Genomic DNA, 17869 nt, shown 5'->3' with positions numbered 1-17869 from the left:
AAAAAGCCGCAACGAATATATCTTCGTTACGGCTTCTGCATTAAAGTTTAAAAATTGTCTTCAGTTTAGCGTCTAGATCGTCATCACTACCACCACCACCACCGTAACGGCCAACGATAACACCATTCGGATCGATGAGGATCTTGGTCGGCAAGGTATGGATACCATAGGCTTCTGAACGGTCTTCTGATTTATCAAAATCACCTTGAGGAGTTGTCTTTAAGCCACGTAAGATATGCTTCCATACACCAATCCTATCTTGATCGACCGCTTTTTTCCACGCTTTAGGATTGGAATCATCATCTGAGACACCGATAATTTCAAAACCCCTCTTTTTGTATTTACTGTAGAGTTGCAAGAGGTGCGGGTTACCCTTACGACAGGGTACACACCAGCTCGCCCAAAAATCCAGTAATACATATTTGCCACGGTATTCGGATAGCTTAAGTGGTTTACTGTTGATGTCCATTCCTGAGAAATCCGTGGCTGTACTTCCCGGTGAACCTGATTTCAACTTTGTAATTTCTTCCGCCAGTTCCTGACCATTGACTGAGTTTCTGATCTCAGGTCCCATCTGGTCGTAAATGCTTTGAAGTTCTGCTAGGTCTACACTGCTAACGAAAAAGCGAAGTTGCGCAGCGGAAACAGCTGAATTAGGATGCTTCTTGATATAGGAAAACTGTTTGTCGCGTATTGCTTGCTGCATAGGGGACATGTCTTCTTTGATTTTTTCAAGTTCATCAAGTTTAGCATTGAGAGCTTCCTCGGAAGCTCCTTGTTTTTTCAAGGCGATGTATTCATTGTTTTTGTTATTGTACGACTCGTTGAGTGGTTTTAAGGCAGCAATTTCGGACTTAATCAAGTTGTTATAGGTATTGAATTCATCCTGAGTTTTTAAACCAGATAGGACTATCTCCTGGGGAGAACTAGCATCCCCACTGATCTGTAGAATACCTGGTTCAATATAAAACTGTAGGTATTGTTCGTAGGACTGAGGCGCGCCACTTTTTCCATCGCTGAAGTAGCCTGTGGCTTGTGTAGGGGCTTGCACTTTGCCGAGGTAACTGAATACACCATTGAAAATCTGGGTACTGTCAGCGACTTTCTTCCCTGCAGCATCGGTATAACGTATATTGAACCAGGATGCTTTTGCAGGATTTTCGATTTCTCCCTTAATGACGAGGGTATTTTTATCCATGACGGGCGCACCAAGGAGCTCTGCTAGTTTCTTGTCCAAATGCTCTCCGCGAAGATTTTTGGCGATGATTACACCATTGGGATCAATCAGAAGGTTGGAGGGGATGGATTTGATATCATAAAGCACGCCGACTTCATTTTTCCAGCCTTTGAGGTCAGAAAGTTGAGGCCAGTTTAGATGATCACTATGAATCGCATCCAACCAACGTTTTTGCTGTCCAGGATAGTCGAATGAAATACCCAATACGGTGAAGTTTTTGTTTTTGTATTGCTGGAAGGCACTGACTACATTGGGATTTTCCATGCGGCAGGGTACACACCAGCTGGCCCAAAAATCAATCAAGACATATTTACCCTGGAAATCAGCTAGAGAGACCTTGTTTCCTAAGGTATCGGCTTGTGTGAAAGGCAGTGCTGTGCGGCCGATACCCGTCAGTTTATCGGTTTTGATGCTATGTTCGATGGCTTTGATTGGGACATTATTTCTTGCTTGTGGACTAGCCTGTTGCAACAGCTCATCCAGGGAAGCAAGATCGTCACCATTGCGCAAAGTAAAGAACATCGGATATACGATTGCGGGACTGTTTTTATGTTTTAGTACAAAGCTCTTGTCCAGCGTGGCTTGTTCAGCATTTTTGTTGTCTATCTTTTTCCGTAATGTAGCGATCTGATCTTGGTCCTTGTTCTTGCGGGCTTCACCAAACTGATCATATAAAGCATCTAACCCAGTTACTTTGGAGCGTTGCTGAAATAGGTTGTAATAATCTGCGAGTTTGCCACCACTATATTTCGCATCTTTGAGCATAGGGGTTTTGCTGTTGATATTAAGCTTACCTTTTTCTAAGAATATAAAGGCGCCGTTCATCTCTCCCGAAGCTTTCATTTTGCCTACCTGAAAAATGTAAAAATCGCCTTCACCTTCAGGGATATCCAGATCAAACCGAAAGCCTTTTTCAGTCTGTTGGACTGAGTCCTTCTGTCCGTTTCCGAATCCAGAAAGATAGATCCATTGGTCTTTAGGTAGATTGTCTAACTTGCCTGTCAGTACGGTATTTGTTTTTTGCGCAAAAGCCTGACTGGCCAGGGCTAAAAACAGGAATGATAATGTGCTCTTTTTCATATTGCTGTGGTCTATCTACTCGTATGAGCTATAAGGTACTGAATGCTGCTTTTAATTGGGCATCCATTTCTTCTTTAGAGGTGGTATGTATAATAATTTTTCCTTCTTTGTCTAATAGGACATAAGTCGGCAAGCTCGGAATGTCGTACAGGGTTGCGATCCTCGCTGGACTATTCTTGATAGGGAAATCATCGGCTACTTGGATCCAGGGCATTTTTTCCTGATCGAGTGCTTTGAACCAGTCTGGCCAGCGACTGTCATTGGTGACACCAACGATTTCTAAGCCCTTATCATGGTATGTTTTGTAGGCTTCCTTCCAATGGGGGATGGCTTGGCGACAAGGTACGCACCAGCTGGCCCAGAAATCGAGAAGGACATACTTGCCACGAAGTGAGGAAAGCTGGAAATCGCTACTGTCACGTTTTAGCGCTTTGAAATCTGGAGCTTGATTACCGGGCAACAGTGCTTTTTTTACGGCCACTTTGCCTTGAAGATTTTTGATGTAATTGGATTCTTTTGCGGGAGACTGAAACACTTGAAGACGTTTGTCGAGTTCCGCAACCGGCATGGATTCATTAAAGAGTTGATAGCGCTCCAAGAGGTAGGCTCCGGCTACGAGTGATGGGTGCTGTTGAGTGATGCTATCGATCCAGTGAAGTTCCCAGATTTTGTGTTTATCTCCAAAAGCTTCCATTTCTGCACGGATGGCTTCTTTTTCTTCAGGTTTGCCTGCGACCTCGTATTTCTTGTTGAGCTGTTCAAACATCTTTTTGGCGGCAAGGCTTTTGGGATGCTTCTCAAACGCATCAAATATGTCCTGGTTTTCGGAACCGATTAAACTGCAATTGCGTAAGATGGCGCCTTTGCTATCACCATAAGCAGTATAATCATAATGGGTGGATCCACTCGTATCTGCCTGGAATTGAAGTTCACCCGATTCGATAAACAGGGTGGCTGACCAGTTGCCGGGCTCGATCTTGATAGACATCATCTCTGGCCGATCAATAGGACCTGTCAGCTGGAATTTGCCGTTTTGTAGCACTGTGCTATCTATCGTAATTGACTGTCTGGTGGCATCATCGAGACGTTGTAATTTGACTGTCCCTGAGGTAATACCTTTGATTTGTCCATGTAATGTATATTTTCCGTCCGTTTGTGAATTTTTGCAACCCTGCATAAGTAACAGGGTTACAATGGATAGTAAGGTATATTTCATCTTATTGTGTTTTAAAAATATCGTTCAGCTTTTGTTGTAGGGATGCGCCACGTAGGTTGCGAGCAATTATTTTTCCATTGGGATCTACCAGTAGCGAACTAGGTATGCCCTGAATACCATAATAGGTGGATACTTCATTTTCGAAGCCTTTTAATGAAGATACTTGCGACCAGGGCATGCCGTCATCTTTGATGGCTTTTTTCCATTTTTCGGCGTTGTCATCCAAAGAAATCCCAATAACAGTAAAATTATTGTCCTTGTATTTGTTATAAGCTTTAAGGACATTGGGGTTTTCGGCACGGCAGGGGCCACACCAACTTGCCCAAAAGTCGACCAATACATATTTTCCTTTGAAGCTGCTGAAACTGATCGGTCTGCCTTCGGGATCATTTTGCTTGAAATCCAAAATTGTCGCTCCTATGGCACTACGTTTGAGCACTTCCATACGTTCAGTAAGCTGTTTACCTGTTGCCATAGCAAGTACGGTTTTGTCGAGTACATCGTAAAGAGGTTTCACCTCTTCATAGCTTCCCATAGCCGATCGGTCAGAGACCAGGCTCAGGCTAAAGGCACTCTTGGGATGGGCGGTGATATAGGCTGCTGCTCGGGCACGACGTTCGGTACTGATTGCATTCAGTTGTTGTTCGAGTTTTAATTGCTCTTCTTCTGTACCTTTTCCCCATTGCTGATAAAGTGGGTTGGATTGTTGTTCCAGGTCTTTTAAGGTCGCTTGGTAACGTTCGGCCTCAGCCTGTATTTTACTGCCCTTGGCTTTTAATAAATGTAATGAATCGGCCTGGCCGGTTATGCTGATATTGCCCGCTTCGAGGAAAAGTTCGGCGTAACGCGATGGGAACATCAGATAGACCTTTTGAGGTTCGGGCATATCTGCCTCCCAAACAAATTTATCTTTCTGAATCTTAACAGTATCTGTTTTCATCTTGCCATCTTTTAGGTAACCAATAGCCACTTGAGCGTCGCCGATACCTTTGATCAGACCGGAAACTTTTGTCTTTTGTGCCAGGGCACCTAGTGTTGTTGTGAGCAGTAAAGCACTAAGTATATAGTTTTTGCAGTTCATATTGTTATCTTTTAAAATTTTATCAAAGTCTTTTTTCTTACAGATCAATATTATAACCCGGGTTTTGTTCGCCAAATTTGGAATTATCTGCAAATTCACTTTTTGGTACTGGCAATATATATTGCTGGATATTGGTTAATTTAGGACGGATGGACGTTACGGTAGCTAATGGCAAACGCAACAGACATAACCATTCCTGTCCATCTTCTGCTACAAGGCTCTTGGACGTTTCCTGGTAGTTGTACCTGAGTATATCTTCACGACTCGTCAGCGCATCAAGTTTGGAAAAATCGGATAAGCCATTGTGTGTACCTATTTCTTTGAGGATCGCTTTGGCCTCAGTGATAGATCCATTATTGCGCAGCAAAGCCTCAGCTTTCAATAAATGTACTTCTGTCAGGCGGATCGCATAATACGTTTCCGAAACGACTGTTGGGACTGTACCCTCAGCAATATACTTTGTGAAAAAATAGTTAGCGTAGTTTTTACGGAAACTACCGACCATCCAATCCTGTCTTGGATCAGCTATCAGGAGATCACGTAGACCTTGCGTTGCGCAGTATAGGGATGATGCACCTGGATAAAACTGTCGGCTACGACTGTAGGCATAGGCAGGTTGGTTGGGCTGCGGAGTTATACTGAGGATGACTTCTGAGCTACTGGCTCCTTTGGTGCGGAAGATATCTTTTGCCAGTGGCTCAAGTCGGTAAGGACTATTGTTGATGATCTCTTCGGTTAGTTTGATGACTTCAGCATAATCACCTGCCTGGCCACGACACATCAGTACGCGGGCCTTCAAAGCTCTTGCCGCCCACAAGGTGGCATAATATTTTTCATGCTGAGCGGGACAGTGCAAAATGGCGTAATCCAAATCTTGTAGGATGGAGGTATAACTTTCTGCGACTGAGGAGCGAGCCTTTGGGATATTGCCGATTGTGACAGCCTCATAGCGTAATAATACACCATAAGGACTGGAGTGATCAAACCATTGTCCATAGAAGGTTAGTAATTTGAAATGCCCATAGGCCCTTAGAAATCGCGCTTCAGCTTCGATAGGCTCGCGTTCAGCCGTTGGAATACGACCTTGAGGTAATTTATCCATACCACCGATCAATGAGTTGGCCGCGTTTATAATACCATAGCTATAAGACCAATAGGCTTCGGATGAACTGACCATTTGATTATCTTCGGGTGCTCCGGCTCCCGTACCGTAACCATAGGTCATATACCCGGATAACTGGGCGGGAAGGCGCTCATTGTTGGTCCATTGGGTGATGCCATTGTCTTGAGACACGTTCGCAAAACGAAAGTATATACCATTCAATGCGATGCGAGCTGTTGGCGCATCCAATACAGTATTGCCATCGACTTTTGCATTTTCAGGCAGGGCACCGAGTTGGCTTTCGCAGGAAGTTAGACTCACACTGCTCGTTATAAAGGTTAATCCAAATAGTATATGGAAGAGTTTTCTTTTCATATTCTCGTCATTAAAGTGAAAAACGTAGTCCCAGAATAAATTGTTTAACAGCGGGGAATGTGCCTGGGTCACTTGCGCCGTTGACTAGGCTATAGGGGTCGTTGCTAACCTCAGGATCCACACCAGGATAGCTTGTCCATGTTAGAATATTGGTCGCTGAACCGAATACTGAGGCCTGAGGAATACCGATCCGTTTGCGTAATCCCTCCGGTAGGACGTAGGTTAAGGTCAATGATTTAAGGCGTAAAAATGATCCGTCATATACTGCTGAGCTATTTGTGTAAGCAGTTCCATTTTGTCCGTAAAGAAGTCTTGGCCGTGTAGATGTAGGATTCTCCGGTGTCCATCGACCTAAAATTTCTGTTGTCTTATTTGACCTGTTACTCACATTGTTATTTTGGATATCACCCTGGTACAGAATGTCGTTTCCATAGCTGAAAGTAAATAAGGTTGTCAGACTGAGTCCTTTATAGGATATACTATTGGTGTAACCACCGTAAAACTTAGGTTCTGCACGTCCAATGATTTCATTTTCAGGAAAAAATTCACCTTCTGGAATTTTATAACTTGGATCACCAATTCCCAAATAAGGGTCAAAATACATCCAATACTGATTTTTCCCCTTATAGGCATCCACTTGTTCTTGTGTTTGTAATAGACCCGTGAATACCTTTCCATAAATCAGTCCGAGCGGCTCACCTTCCCGGACGATTGCATTCCCGAGGTTATAGTCTGTGATATCATTTGGATTGGTAAAGTCGCGGTTCACATTGGTTACTAGGGAGCGGTTAAACGAGATATTAAAAGCACCATTCCAAGAGAAGTTCTTCTTTTCTAGAAAGGTGCCACGTAGAGCGATTTCCAGACCTCGGTTACGAATATTGGCCAGATTGGCAATGACACTACGGTAGGAAGAACTACCAGCAACTGCTCTGGTGAACAAAATACCAGAAGTCGCTTTTTCGTAAATTTCTATACTGGCACCAAATTTCGAGTTAAATAAGCTGATATCCAAACCTGCATCTTTCTGCAGAGTAGATTCCCAACGGATCGCTTCATTGCCGAGTTGTGTAGGTACCATTGCACTTTTACCGCCGTATGCATATGGGCTGTATAAGGTGTAGAACATATTATCGCCAATATTTTGAGTACCTGTGTAACCCGTGCTTGCCCGTAATTTGAGGTCATCTACCCATTTTAGACCCTTCATAAAGGGTTCGTCGGAGATGCGCCAAGCCACACCCCCAGAAGGAAAAAATCCAGTACGGTTGACTTTTGGGAATTTGGAGGAAGCATCCGAACGACCTGTAAAGGTAACAATATAACGGTCCTTCCAGGCATAACGTGCACGTGTATAAAAACTTAGTAGGGAGTTCTGTCCACTGGTCCCAACGGCCGCTGTCACCAAGCTAGCTGATGAAAGGTTGTTCAAATACTTGTCATCAGGATAACCCTGTGCGGTAACACCAAAAAGTTGAGAACGAGTTTTCTGCCAAGAAGTACCACCAACAATATTGAATCGGTGCTGCGCATTGAAAACTTTGTCCCAGGTCAATGTATTTTCAAAAAATAGGTCTGTCAACTGATTCTGCGACTGCGATCCCGTTCCTAGACTGGAGGTCCCCACACCGTTTGATGCGGCGATTAAGGCATCACCGGTTACGTAATTGCGTTGGTTCGTACTATTATAGTTGACTGAAGCAGTGCTTCGAAAAATAAGTTCCGGTAAAATTTTATAATCGGCTGCCACTGATCCTAGGAGAGAGTGACTGGCTGCTCTGTTTATTCCGTCGAGGAGTACAAGTGGATTTTGATAGCCCTGATAATCATATCCTCCTATAGATTCGCCGGTATATTTAGCAATGGAACCATCCGCATTATAAGCTGCAAAAGTTGGCGGGGCAAAGAGTGCCTGTGTATAAAGACCATTGGTGATATTATTAATGGTATAGCCATAACCAAATGTGGCTTGCGTGCGGAGCTTACTAGTGATCTCGTTGTCTAAGTTAATCCGTCCCGACAAACGTTGGAAGTCGGTGCCTAATACAACGCCTTGATTACCGGTATATCCTAAAGAAATAAAATACTGCGAAGCATTACCACCACCCCTAACGGAGAGATCAGCGTTGTCGGATTTTCCCGTCCGGGTGACCAGATTTAGCCAATCCGTATTCGCAGGACCATAAAAATTAGGATTGTTGATCCGGTTGTCAAAATCGACAAGTTCCTCAGGCGTGAGTGTTTCCCCTGCTGCTTTGCGGGCATCGAGGAGGTTGCGATTAGCCTCTTGCATAATCATGATATATTGGTCACGATTGAGCAGGTTGATCGGTCGTTGCTTGCTAATACCATGATAATAATTGGCCTCCAAAGTTGGTTTTTGTTCACGTTTTCCACGTTTAGTGGTAATAATGACAACGCCATTGGCAGCCCGAGATCCATAAATTGCTGTGGCAGACGCATCTTTTAATACATCTATTGTCTCGATGTCGCTGATGTTCAGTCCGGCTAGACTATTGAGTCCACGTGCGAATGAGCCAGATACTGCGCTGTTTGGATCGTCTGATCCAAAGCGATCTACCGGGTTGACCACTTCAGCTGAATTGCTCACATAACGATTTTGTACGGTCATTTGCACCCCATCAATAATATAAAGGGGATCATTACCGCCCATAAGCGAGGTACCGCCTCGAATACGTATTTTGGCGACCCCGCCTGGCGAGCCATCAGCTTGTATGACTTGCACACCTGCCGCCTTACCTGTCAGGGCCTGATCAATACTGGTAAAAGGCACATCCCTGATCTCCTTCACGTCAACAGAGACAACCGATCCGGTCAGATCTTTCCGTTTGACACTCCCATATCCCACCACGACGGTTTCTTCCAAGGTATTTACCCCAGTTTCCAGCTGTACTTTGATTCCTTCTATGCTATGTTTTGTCGTAAGTTTGATATTTTGTGAAACATGACCGACATATGAAATCCGGAGTACTTGTCCAACGGACGCTCGGATCCGAAAAATTCCGTTTTGATCGGTCAATACCGTGTTGTTGTTTTCCCCTAACACATTCACCGTAACACCAGGCAATGGTCGGCCTTGGCTATCCTGAACAAGACCTCGAATATTAGACTGGGTCGCTAGTGCCTGTTTTTCTTCCTTTGAAAGAATGATAAGGTATTCCCGATGCATCCGAAAACTGAGGTCAGTATTCGTCAATAGTTCATCGAGGATATCTTTGACAGGTTGATTTTGGGCGTGCACAGCAAATGCTGCGCCCAGACCTTCGACGAGATCGTCACCGTAAACAAAGCGATACTTGGTCTGGCTTTCAATTTCTTTTAAAACCGTGCTCAACTTCACCGATGTGAGATGTAAGGTAGCACGTTCATTTTGAGCCAAAGAATTACCAATCGCAGTCAGGTGGAACAGCAGGGTTAGGATGATGGTCAGTTTCACGAGAATGATCGTATTAAAAAGTTTAGGGTAATATCTTCCCTTAACGCGAATTGCGTTATTTTTCATAAGTTTGCAAGGTTAATGTAAACAATTGACAACAGCGCCTAGGATTCGCAGTCACAGCCTGTTGTGTTAATTAACGATTTTGGGAGTATGCCTGGCATGCTCCTTTTTTTTCTCTGTTGGTTAGGTAACTGTATCTTTCATAAGTTTTATTTTATGGATTAGTTAGGTAAATTCTGATGCTGCGTGGCCCGATCTTTCGATAGTTGAAAGGGATACTGCTCCGTAGGCTTTGGAGCACATTCTGTAGTTCTTCGCGGTCATCGAATGCTGCTGTATATTTTCGGGAGCTGATGTCCGAATTTTGGAATTCAATAGTAATATTATACCAGCGTTCTAACGTTTTAGCAATTGAAGACAGCGGTTCGTTAACAAAGACAAGTTTCTGGTCGGCCCAAGAGGTTTCGGCCAATCGTTGCTCAGCATCATACTGTGTAACGGTCTCCAATTTGTAATCGGATTTTTTTTCTATGCCTGTTGTATTGTTTTTGGAACTAGGCTGTGCTTCTGCCAGTGGAGCAACGACTTTGTCTTTTGGTTTTAGACGGATAGGCGCTTGGGATCTGCTCTTCAGAATAACCTCCGCACTGCCCTCAATCAGTGAGGCAGCAGTAAGTTCTTCGTTGGCATAGGCTCTTACATTGATCGTTGTCCCCAATACCCGGACTTGCAGTGCCTGAGTCGTTACGGTAAAGGGTAATGCTTTGTTTTTAGCAACTTCCATATACGCTTCACCAACAAGTTTGACCGCACGGTTTGTTTTACCAAATCCATCAACGATCTCCAATTTACTCGCAGCGTTTAACTTGACCAGTGTACCATCGGCGAGTTTAATTGTTTTCTTTTCAGCAGGTTGCGTTAGGTAAGCATTCGTCTGCGACTGGTTGAAATGATATTGGAAGACATATAGGGAAGTGATCAAACACAGAAAGACAATAGCCGCTGCCGAATAATAGGTCCATTTTTTCTTTAACAGTATGTTTTTGACGGGGGGATCCAAATGGGGTACAAGCCGGACATAGTTTTGCTCGGCATCAATCAAATACAGTGCATCTTGCATAGCCAGCAATTCTTGCTTAGCATGCTGTATAAGTTCCTGCTGCTCGGGATGTTGTTTAATATAACTTTCCCATTTCAAGATTTCCGATGGATCTTGTCTTACCGCATAGCGAAAGAAAGATTCATCCAATATAAAATCCTGAACAGACTGGTATGCACTCATGGTCTAAAAATTAGTCGTTTATATAGATAGAGTCTACCGAGTTTGGTTTTTACCAGTTATTTTTTTAGTTAAATACGTAAAAAGCTGTGTATCTGAATGTTATTTTTTTCTAAAAAACTAAAATAAGATTAATAGGGGGAGAATCTGTTTGAGATTTTGCAGACTAGTGTCTTTTTTTAATGTATTGATGGCGCTATGGATCTGATTGTAGACCGCACGTTTGCTCAGGTTTGTTCTTAGCGTAATTTCATCGTAACTGAGTCCCTCATAATAACGAAGCAGAACGAGCTCACGTTGCCGTTTGGGTAATTGGAGAATTGCATTTTTAAGGACATTAACCCGTGTATTTTCTTCCTGTCGGATAATGAACTGAAACTCTTCAACATCAACCGTATCGGTGTCTTCGTTGTTTTCGAGAAGCTTTTCAAATTTATTTGTATTATTGAGGTCCTTGATTAATTGTCGCTGGTAACTTTTGAAAATATAGTTGCCAACATGATTGGCGTTGCCTATACTTTCGCGTTTTTCCCAGAAATAAAGAAAGGTATTGTTGATGCTGTCCTTTAGGGTATCCCGATCGTCTGTATACCGCAGTCCATATTTTAACAGGCCTTTGTAATAGGACATGTATAACTGCTGTAAAGCAGCTTGTTCTCCACTTCTTAGCGCCTCCCACAATTGTATTTCTAGTATATCGCGATCCTTACTCATGAATGTCTTGTCCTCTACAAAGGTAACATTATGGATATATAAAACGACAATGTTTTAAAAAATGGGCCGATGGTAAGTGGCTGAAGCAAAATTTACCAAACCATTTCGTTCTGCAACACTTACTAGCTTAAAAAGCCTCAAAAACTATATCCTGTTGTCATTAGATCCGAGAATAGTGTTTTAAGGCTTCGCCAAGGAGCGGGGACGCCAACGCATTCTACGACGCCCGAAAATTAAGTATGGGGTTGAAGGGATAAACTGGCCAATAAGTATTAATGGATTCGTTATACCATCACTAATGTATAGCGATTACTCAACGTGGTTGGAAGCGTTAGCTATAAGTTTAATCAGCTCCGTTTTGAAAATAAATAAGACCCCCTCAATTGTTTAGAATTGAGGGATCTTTATTCTTGAATACCTCTCGATTATCAAATAGTTATTTTTTTGTTGCTTCGAGCATAAAAAGCCCTTCAGTTGTCAAGGGAAGTCCTAGAATACGGTTTTGGGCATGGATGTCAACTTCAACGGAACCGAATCCGATTGTTTGCAATATGTCGATATCTTTGGCTGGACGTTCGTGCTGGCTGATTTCCAGCGCCGATTTGATGGCATTCACCTCTTCAATCGCACCAGATGGGCATTCGTCATGCCTGTCTGTGCTAAAAACGGTTTTTCCGAAATCTGCATCCAGGTTGATCAGCTTACCTCCGGGCTTGAGCACGCGCTGCATCTCGCGGTAGCATTTTTCCAGATCAGGGATAGTCCAGGTCATTAGACGTGTGAACAGTAGATCAAAGGTATTGTCCTCGAATTGCAGGGACTGCGCATCCATGACGCTATAATTTACATTTAGCTTTAGTTCCTCACTCACAAGCGTTGCGGCTTCAATCATCTGTGGTGAAAGATCTATGGCTGTCACCTCAAAACCGGCCAGTGTTAGGATATTCGCAAAATATCCCGTTGCAGTACCGACCTCGAGTACGCTGTTTCCAGCTGTTTGATGTCGGACAGACTTAAAAAAATCAAGCCATCGCTCGGTTTCGGGGCGCGACCAAGCCTCATCTCGTTCCTTGCGCCATGAAGCACTTCTTCCATCCCAATAAGTTGCTATTCTTTCAATCATCTCGATACTTTTAGTACATACAAATTTATCCATATTATCCTGAACAAAGGGTTGAATTTATGTCAAGACGAATATATTTTTTCATAAATTAGATTACAGGGATTAGTCTGGTTCTGGAAAAGTAAGCGAAGCTGATTTTATACCATGATAACTTAAATATATGGGTAAGGTACTTCATCGGGAGCGTTTTATCGTTCCGGCTATAGGGCAATAAACAGGTCTATTTTAAAGCCCTTATGCTGGAGCTTGATAAGATTTAATACTGTTATGTCTTCCAAAGGAGGGGGAAGACACAACAACGTCAAATCTGTTCATCGTAAGGTCTGTATCCGCACAGGTAAATTAGCTATCATGCAAGGATATGGAAAGTTCAATGCCTTATAAGCTAAGAGAGAAGTAGTCGTGTCTATTTCGTATAATACTACTGAAGTGATACTTAGTCGATACTTAAACAATACTTAAGTAATACTAATAACGTACTGGAGAGTTGATTTTACACGCCTTACTTATTCTGCATTCGCTTCCGTTGGGGGAAGGGGGATGTCTGTAATGTGTGAAAAGTAGGCTTTCATCGGTCATATCTTAGACCATTATCTTATTGGTGAAATAGGTGAATATTTTTTTAGATTGTATATTTGCTCCATACTATATTGACCAAGACATTAAAACTATGAAAGAAAAGGAACTAACTGAATTGACCGATCAGGAATTGTTGGAGAAAAAAAAGCAACAAAAAAGTAGCAAACTGATCAATGCCATACTTGTCGGATTTTGTGCTGGGATTGTTGTTTATGGTGTCGTAAATAAGGGTATTACTATTTTTACGTTTATGCTTATCGTTATGGGAGCTTGGGCTTTTATTCGCTGGAAGAAAACGGATGAGGCACTTGACAATGAGTTGAAATCCAGAAACCTGAACGAAAAATAACCCGTGCCGGATCTGTAAAACAAAAATACCGAAGCGATGAATGCTTCGGTATTTTCGTTATGAAGAAATCAGCCTGCTTTAGGTGACGTCTAGATGTTGTTTATTTTTAGTATTAAGGAACCTGAAGGAATGTTTTTCCTGTGTTGGATGTGCAGCTAAAATTAGCATGCTCCAAAACAAAAAAAATAGCTAGTACTAGCTATTTTTCTGTTTTATTATATACTTAATTTTATCTGATACATGGAATCAGATAACCGATCTATTTTTATTTTTTAGCATCGAGATAAGGTTTATGATACTGTTCATCGAACCGTTTTTTGTCATCGCGATAACTGCTGACAGCACCTAATCTGTGCATCATTTTGATATAACACCAGGCTAGGTCAATTTGGTAAGGTTTAAAACCACTTCGCGCACTTTTGGGATAGAGGTGATGGTTGTTGTGCCATTCTCCGGCGACAATACCGGGCCACAATTGATTAATGGACTTATCCTTTTCATTAAAATCTATCCCTTCCCGTTGTTTATCTTCTCCTTTGGCATGTCCTTCATAATTAAATGTACGCACGCCAATGGCCCAAAAGCCAGCTGCACCAAATAGACAACAGGCTAGGGCATGTCCACCGATTAAAAAGAATACAACATACCAAAATGACCAATTTAATACCCAGGATAGGATTGCATGTGTCGGGTTGACATAGGAACCCCATTTTTGATATTGAGCATAAGTATTGGCTGTAACACCCGTATGCTTCATAAGCAACTTGACGCGGTTGTAAGAGTTTTCTGTTAGATCTTTAGCAATCGGCTGATGGTTGACATCGGCCAAAAAGCAATATAGAAATCCTGCCTGTGCGTTGTATGGATCTCCTGGTTGATCTGATTTTGCATGGTGTACGTGGTGCGAAATGACATAGATTTCCTCGGGAATCACATTGATTGTGAGGTTCTGTGTGAAAAAACGCCAGAAGGGGTTACGGAACTTAAAAGCACCGTGTGTAGAAAATCTGTGATGCCAGATCGTACCATGTGTCCCCATAATGATCATACTGTAGATAAAAGCTGCCAGCACAGTCCACCAGCTAAGGTGAGCAAAGAGAAAAACAAAGAAAAAAGGGATAAGACAAGCTACTTTCAGCCAACTAAAAAAAGGTAACCAGTTGCGTTGGTCCTTAAAAACATTCAATCTTTTGAAAAACTCGCTGAATATTTGTTTAGGGCTGGGTTTAATAAGGTCTCCATTGTCGTCTTTCCATCCGTAGCTGGGTTTTTGGAGCACATGATCTAAAAAGGGCATTCTGTTGGTTGATCTAATTGTTGATAAAGCGCTAAGCTACGGTATATATCGGTTAAAAAGTGTTAATTCCAAAAGTTTAACACATGACCGCAAATCTTTTAGTACTATTTAATGGATTTGTTGATACAATATGATAGGGAAAAATAGCTGTTTCATTTTTTAATTACAGGTTCCAAATTATTATTCGCGGCCCTTATTTACCCAGAACTCGATATCTTTATTTCGAGTAGAAGTATCCAGTGCGTGCTTTGGAGAAACAATAAAAAATGAAGATAAAAAAAATAATAATAGGAGCAGTCATTCTGGGCTGTATCGTTGTATTGCCCGATGCTGGGATAGATTTGGGCACATACTATGTAATCAGACCGAAGAAATAACAAGGTATTTTGAGTCCGTGTCTTCGTAAGCTTTCGACTACATTATATTTTGTATTATTAACAATATCTATAGGATTAGTAGTCTTTTGGAAATTATTGCTATATTTGGCCATCGCAGGTATTAAAATAGATGGATATGGCATTAAAATTTCTCACACAACAATCTCGACAACAACCTAGAAACGGAATTTCTTCGCAAATAAACCATGCTGGTTTCATGCGTGAGTTATGCAAGTTGAAGGTTTTTGGAAGGATTTTGTATGTAGGTGCCCATCCAGATGATGAGAACAACAAGCTATTAACATTTTTTGCTCAGGACCAGCTTGTAGATGCTGCTTATTTGTCGCTTACGCGCGGCGAAGGGGGACAGAATTTTATAGGTTCCGAAAAAGGAATAGATCTTGGTATTCTTCGAGTACAGGAATCCTTATCTGCGCGGAAGACCGAGGGTACAAGACAATTTTTTACACGGGCCAAAGACTTTGGATTTGTAGAATCTGCAACTGAAACAATGCTCCGATGGGATGAGCACGCTGTTCTTGCGGATATCGTATGGACCATCCGGTACTTTAGGCCAGATATTATGATCACTAGGTTCTCGCCGAATATTCCTGATCTCCATGGACACCACCAGAGTTCGGCGATCCTAGCACAAAAGGCCTATGATCTCGCTGCGGATCCGAAAGCCTATCCTGAACAATTGGAGGAATTGTCTGTCTGGCAGACGCAGCGTTTGTTTTGGAACGTCTATCAGGAGAGTGGCGTCAAAGATATTGGGGGTAAGGTAATACCTTTACCACAGCATTTTTCGGTCACTATCCCTGTATATAATCGTTATACGGGCTTGCATCATGGTGAGATTGCTGCTGAAAGCCGTAATAAACATCGTTCTCAGGCGATGGCTAGTTTAACGCAACATACGCCCACGCTTGAATATTTTGAATTATTGAGGGGAAAGTCTGTTGATCCTACAGCTGCTGACGCTTTATTTACTTCAACTGAAATGGAGGACCAGTATATCCCTGTTTTTAAGAAACTTGTCGATCGTTTGCTTGCGAAACAGGCCCAGGGAGATAATCGGGAACTTTCAGTGACGATCGCAACAATTTTGATCTGGATGAGAACTGTATCCAAAAATAGTGTAATCCATGAAAAACGCGCTGACTTGGAGCTGCTTTTACTACGCACACTTGGGGTATCCTTTGAAATAAATTCATTGGTCGATAGCTGGGTACCCGGCACCGATGTTAATTTATTTTTGCAGGCAAATATACCTCAGGATTCTGATCTGGTGTTGACCCATGTGACAGTTCCCTTTTTTGAATCGTTATATCATCAACCTCATCAATTATCGGGTACAGAACGGATAGAAATTACGGGTCGGCTTAGCAGCACCATTGAGCCCTCATTACCATCCTGGTTAAAGGAAGAAGGAGATAGGGGGAATTATTCTCCGCGGTCTTTCAATGATATTGTACTTGCTCAACATAACAATCCGATCGTTGTACAATTGCAGTTACAGTTTGGCGGGGTATCCATGGCGATTAGTGTACCTGTATTGAATAACAATAAAGCAATCACGATTGCTCCAGCTATTACCGGCACCTTTGATACAGATATTATCGTTCTGGCGGATTCTACCAGTCGTTCTGTCTCACTTGAACTACAATCCAATGTCTCTACAGTAGAGTCTGTCATGGTGAGGTTAAAGGGAGCAGATGAGCTGGGGCTATTTCCTAAAGAGCATACATTGACCTTAGAGGGTAATGCTTCCGAAAAAATTCATTTTCAGTTGACTTCTTTGGGATCCGCTGAACAGATACAACGGATTGGATTTGAGATAGAAAGTAGTTATGGGATCCACCAATGTGGTTTAAAATCGCTTAGCTATCCCCATATTGAGGATGTCGTATATCATCCCAAAGCTTTTTTTAAGGTTTTAGATAGTCCCGTGGCAAACACTGCTAAGAAGATCGCCTACATCGCTGGAAAAAAGGATGAACTTCTAGGTAGCCTAAAGCAATTGGTGAATGAGATAGAACTTCTATCAGTGGCCGCTTTGAAAGATGCAGATCTGTTGAGTTTTGATGCCATAGTTTTAGGCATCCGAATTTATAATACCGATCCACAATTGGTGAATTTCCATACACAGTTGCGCGAATATGTTGAAGCCGGCGGCGTTTTGATAACCCAATATAATACCCCCTATGATCTACCTCTGGAAGAGGTGGGTGCTTATCCTTTAACGGTTACTGGCGAACGGATTACCGATATGGAATCAACCATTAGCTTCTTGGATCCTACCCATCGAATCTTGAATTATCCAAATAAAATAAAACAGCAAGATTTTGCCAATTGGGTACAGGACCGCGCGCTGTTTCTCCCCAAAGACTGGAATAGTGATTTTAAACCGGTCTTGCGTACCCAAAATTCCGATAGCGGAAATGAAGATGGCTTGTTGCTTGTCAATAGAAAGGGAAAAGGATATTACATCTACAGCAGCCTGTCTTTATTTAGACAGCTTCCCGCTGCGGTGTCCGGAGCCTATCGTCTTTTTGCTAATATGCTTTCTATTGGCAGACTGGAATCTAATTCGTGAA

Annotated in this window: 11 protein-coding genes; 2 read left to right on the top strand and 9 right to left on the bottom strand. The window is 42.4% G+C overall.

Translation table 11 applies throughout. The annotated features are described in order from the left end of the window. Positions 1–40: 40 nt before the first annotated feature. The 8 genes from ABFX33_RS05690 to ABFX33_RS05655 form a co-directional block, all read right to left on the bottom strand. A complete protein-coding gene (locus ABFX33_RS05690; protein ID WP_346084770.1) occupies positions 41–2317 on the bottom strand; it encodes a redoxin domain-containing protein in 2277 nt (758 codons plus the stop codon). A 28-nt stretch (positions 2318–2345) separates the two neighbouring features. Then, positions 2346–3533: a redoxin domain-containing protein gene (locus ABFX33_RS05685; protein WP_346084769.1), complete on the bottom strand. Its 1188-nt coding sequence runs from the start codon at positions 3531–3533 to the stop codon at positions 2346–2348. A 1-nt stretch (position 3534) separates the two neighbouring features. After that, positions 3535–4614, bottom strand: a complete 1080-nt coding sequence (locus ABFX33_RS05680) for a redoxin domain-containing protein (RefSeq protein WP_346084767.1) — start codon at positions 4612–4614, stop codon at positions 3535–3537. Between the two features lie 37 nt (positions 4615–4651). Next, a complete protein-coding gene (locus ABFX33_RS05675) occupies positions 4652–6091 on the bottom strand; it encodes a RagB/SusD family nutrient uptake outer membrane protein (RefSeq protein WP_346084765.1) in 1440 nt (479 codons plus the stop codon). A gap of 10 nt (positions 6092–6101) precedes the next feature. Next, on the bottom strand, positions 6102–9614 hold the full coding sequence (locus tag ABFX33_RS05670; protein ID WP_346084763.1) for a TonB-dependent receptor: 3513 nt from the start codon (positions 9612–9614) through the stop codon (positions 6102–6104). A 151-nt stretch (positions 9615–9765) separates the two neighbouring features. After that, positions 9766–10833 (bottom strand): FecR family protein, encoded by a 1068-nt coding sequence (locus tag ABFX33_RS05665; RefSeq protein WP_346084762.1) that lies wholly within the window; start codon positions 10831–10833, stop codon positions 9766–9768. Positions 10834–10950: 117 nt separating this feature from the next. After that, on the bottom strand, positions 10951–11544 hold the full coding sequence (locus tag ABFX33_RS05660; protein WP_346084761.1) for an RNA polymerase sigma factor: 594 nt from the start codon (positions 11542–11544) through the stop codon (positions 10951–10953). A 436-nt stretch (positions 11545–11980) separates the two neighbouring features. Continuing rightward, entirely contained in the window at positions 11981–12667 is a 687-nt protein-coding gene (locus ABFX33_RS05655) for a class I SAM-dependent methyltransferase (RefSeq protein WP_346084760.1), read from the bottom strand. Between the two features lie 670 nt (positions 12668–13337). Here ABFX33_RS05655 and ABFX33_RS05650 point away from each other — a divergent pair. After that, positions 13338–13595: an FUSC family protein gene (locus ABFX33_RS05650; protein ID WP_120258614.1), complete on the top strand. Its 258-nt coding sequence runs from the start codon at positions 13338–13340 to the stop codon at positions 13593–13595. 265 nt (positions 13596–13860) lie between these two features. On the opposite strand, the gene ABFX33_RS05645 is transcribed toward ABFX33_RS05650, so the two are convergent. Beyond that, positions 13861–14892 (bottom strand): fatty acid desaturase, encoded by a 1032-nt coding sequence (locus ABFX33_RS05645; RefSeq protein WP_346084758.1) that lies wholly within the window; start codon positions 14890–14892, stop codon positions 13861–13863. Positions 14893–15405: 513 nt separating this feature from the next. On the opposite strand from ABFX33_RS05645, the gene ABFX33_RS05640 reads away from it, so the two are divergent. After that, on the top strand, positions 15406–17868 hold the full coding sequence (locus tag ABFX33_RS05640; protein WP_346084756.1) for a PIG-L family deacetylase: 2463 nt from the start codon (positions 15406–15408) through the stop codon (positions 17866–17868). Position 17869: the final 1 nt, after the last annotated feature.

This window comes from Sphingobacterium ginsenosidimutans (genome assembly GCF_039536865.1).
In the GTDB taxonomy this organism is placed as follows: domain Bacteria; phylum Bacteroidota; class Bacteroidia; order Sphingobacteriales; family Sphingobacteriaceae; genus Sphingobacterium; species Sphingobacterium detergens.
Note: the sequence above shows the minus strand (reverse complement) of the source record. Positions and strands in the feature narration are given on the sequence as shown.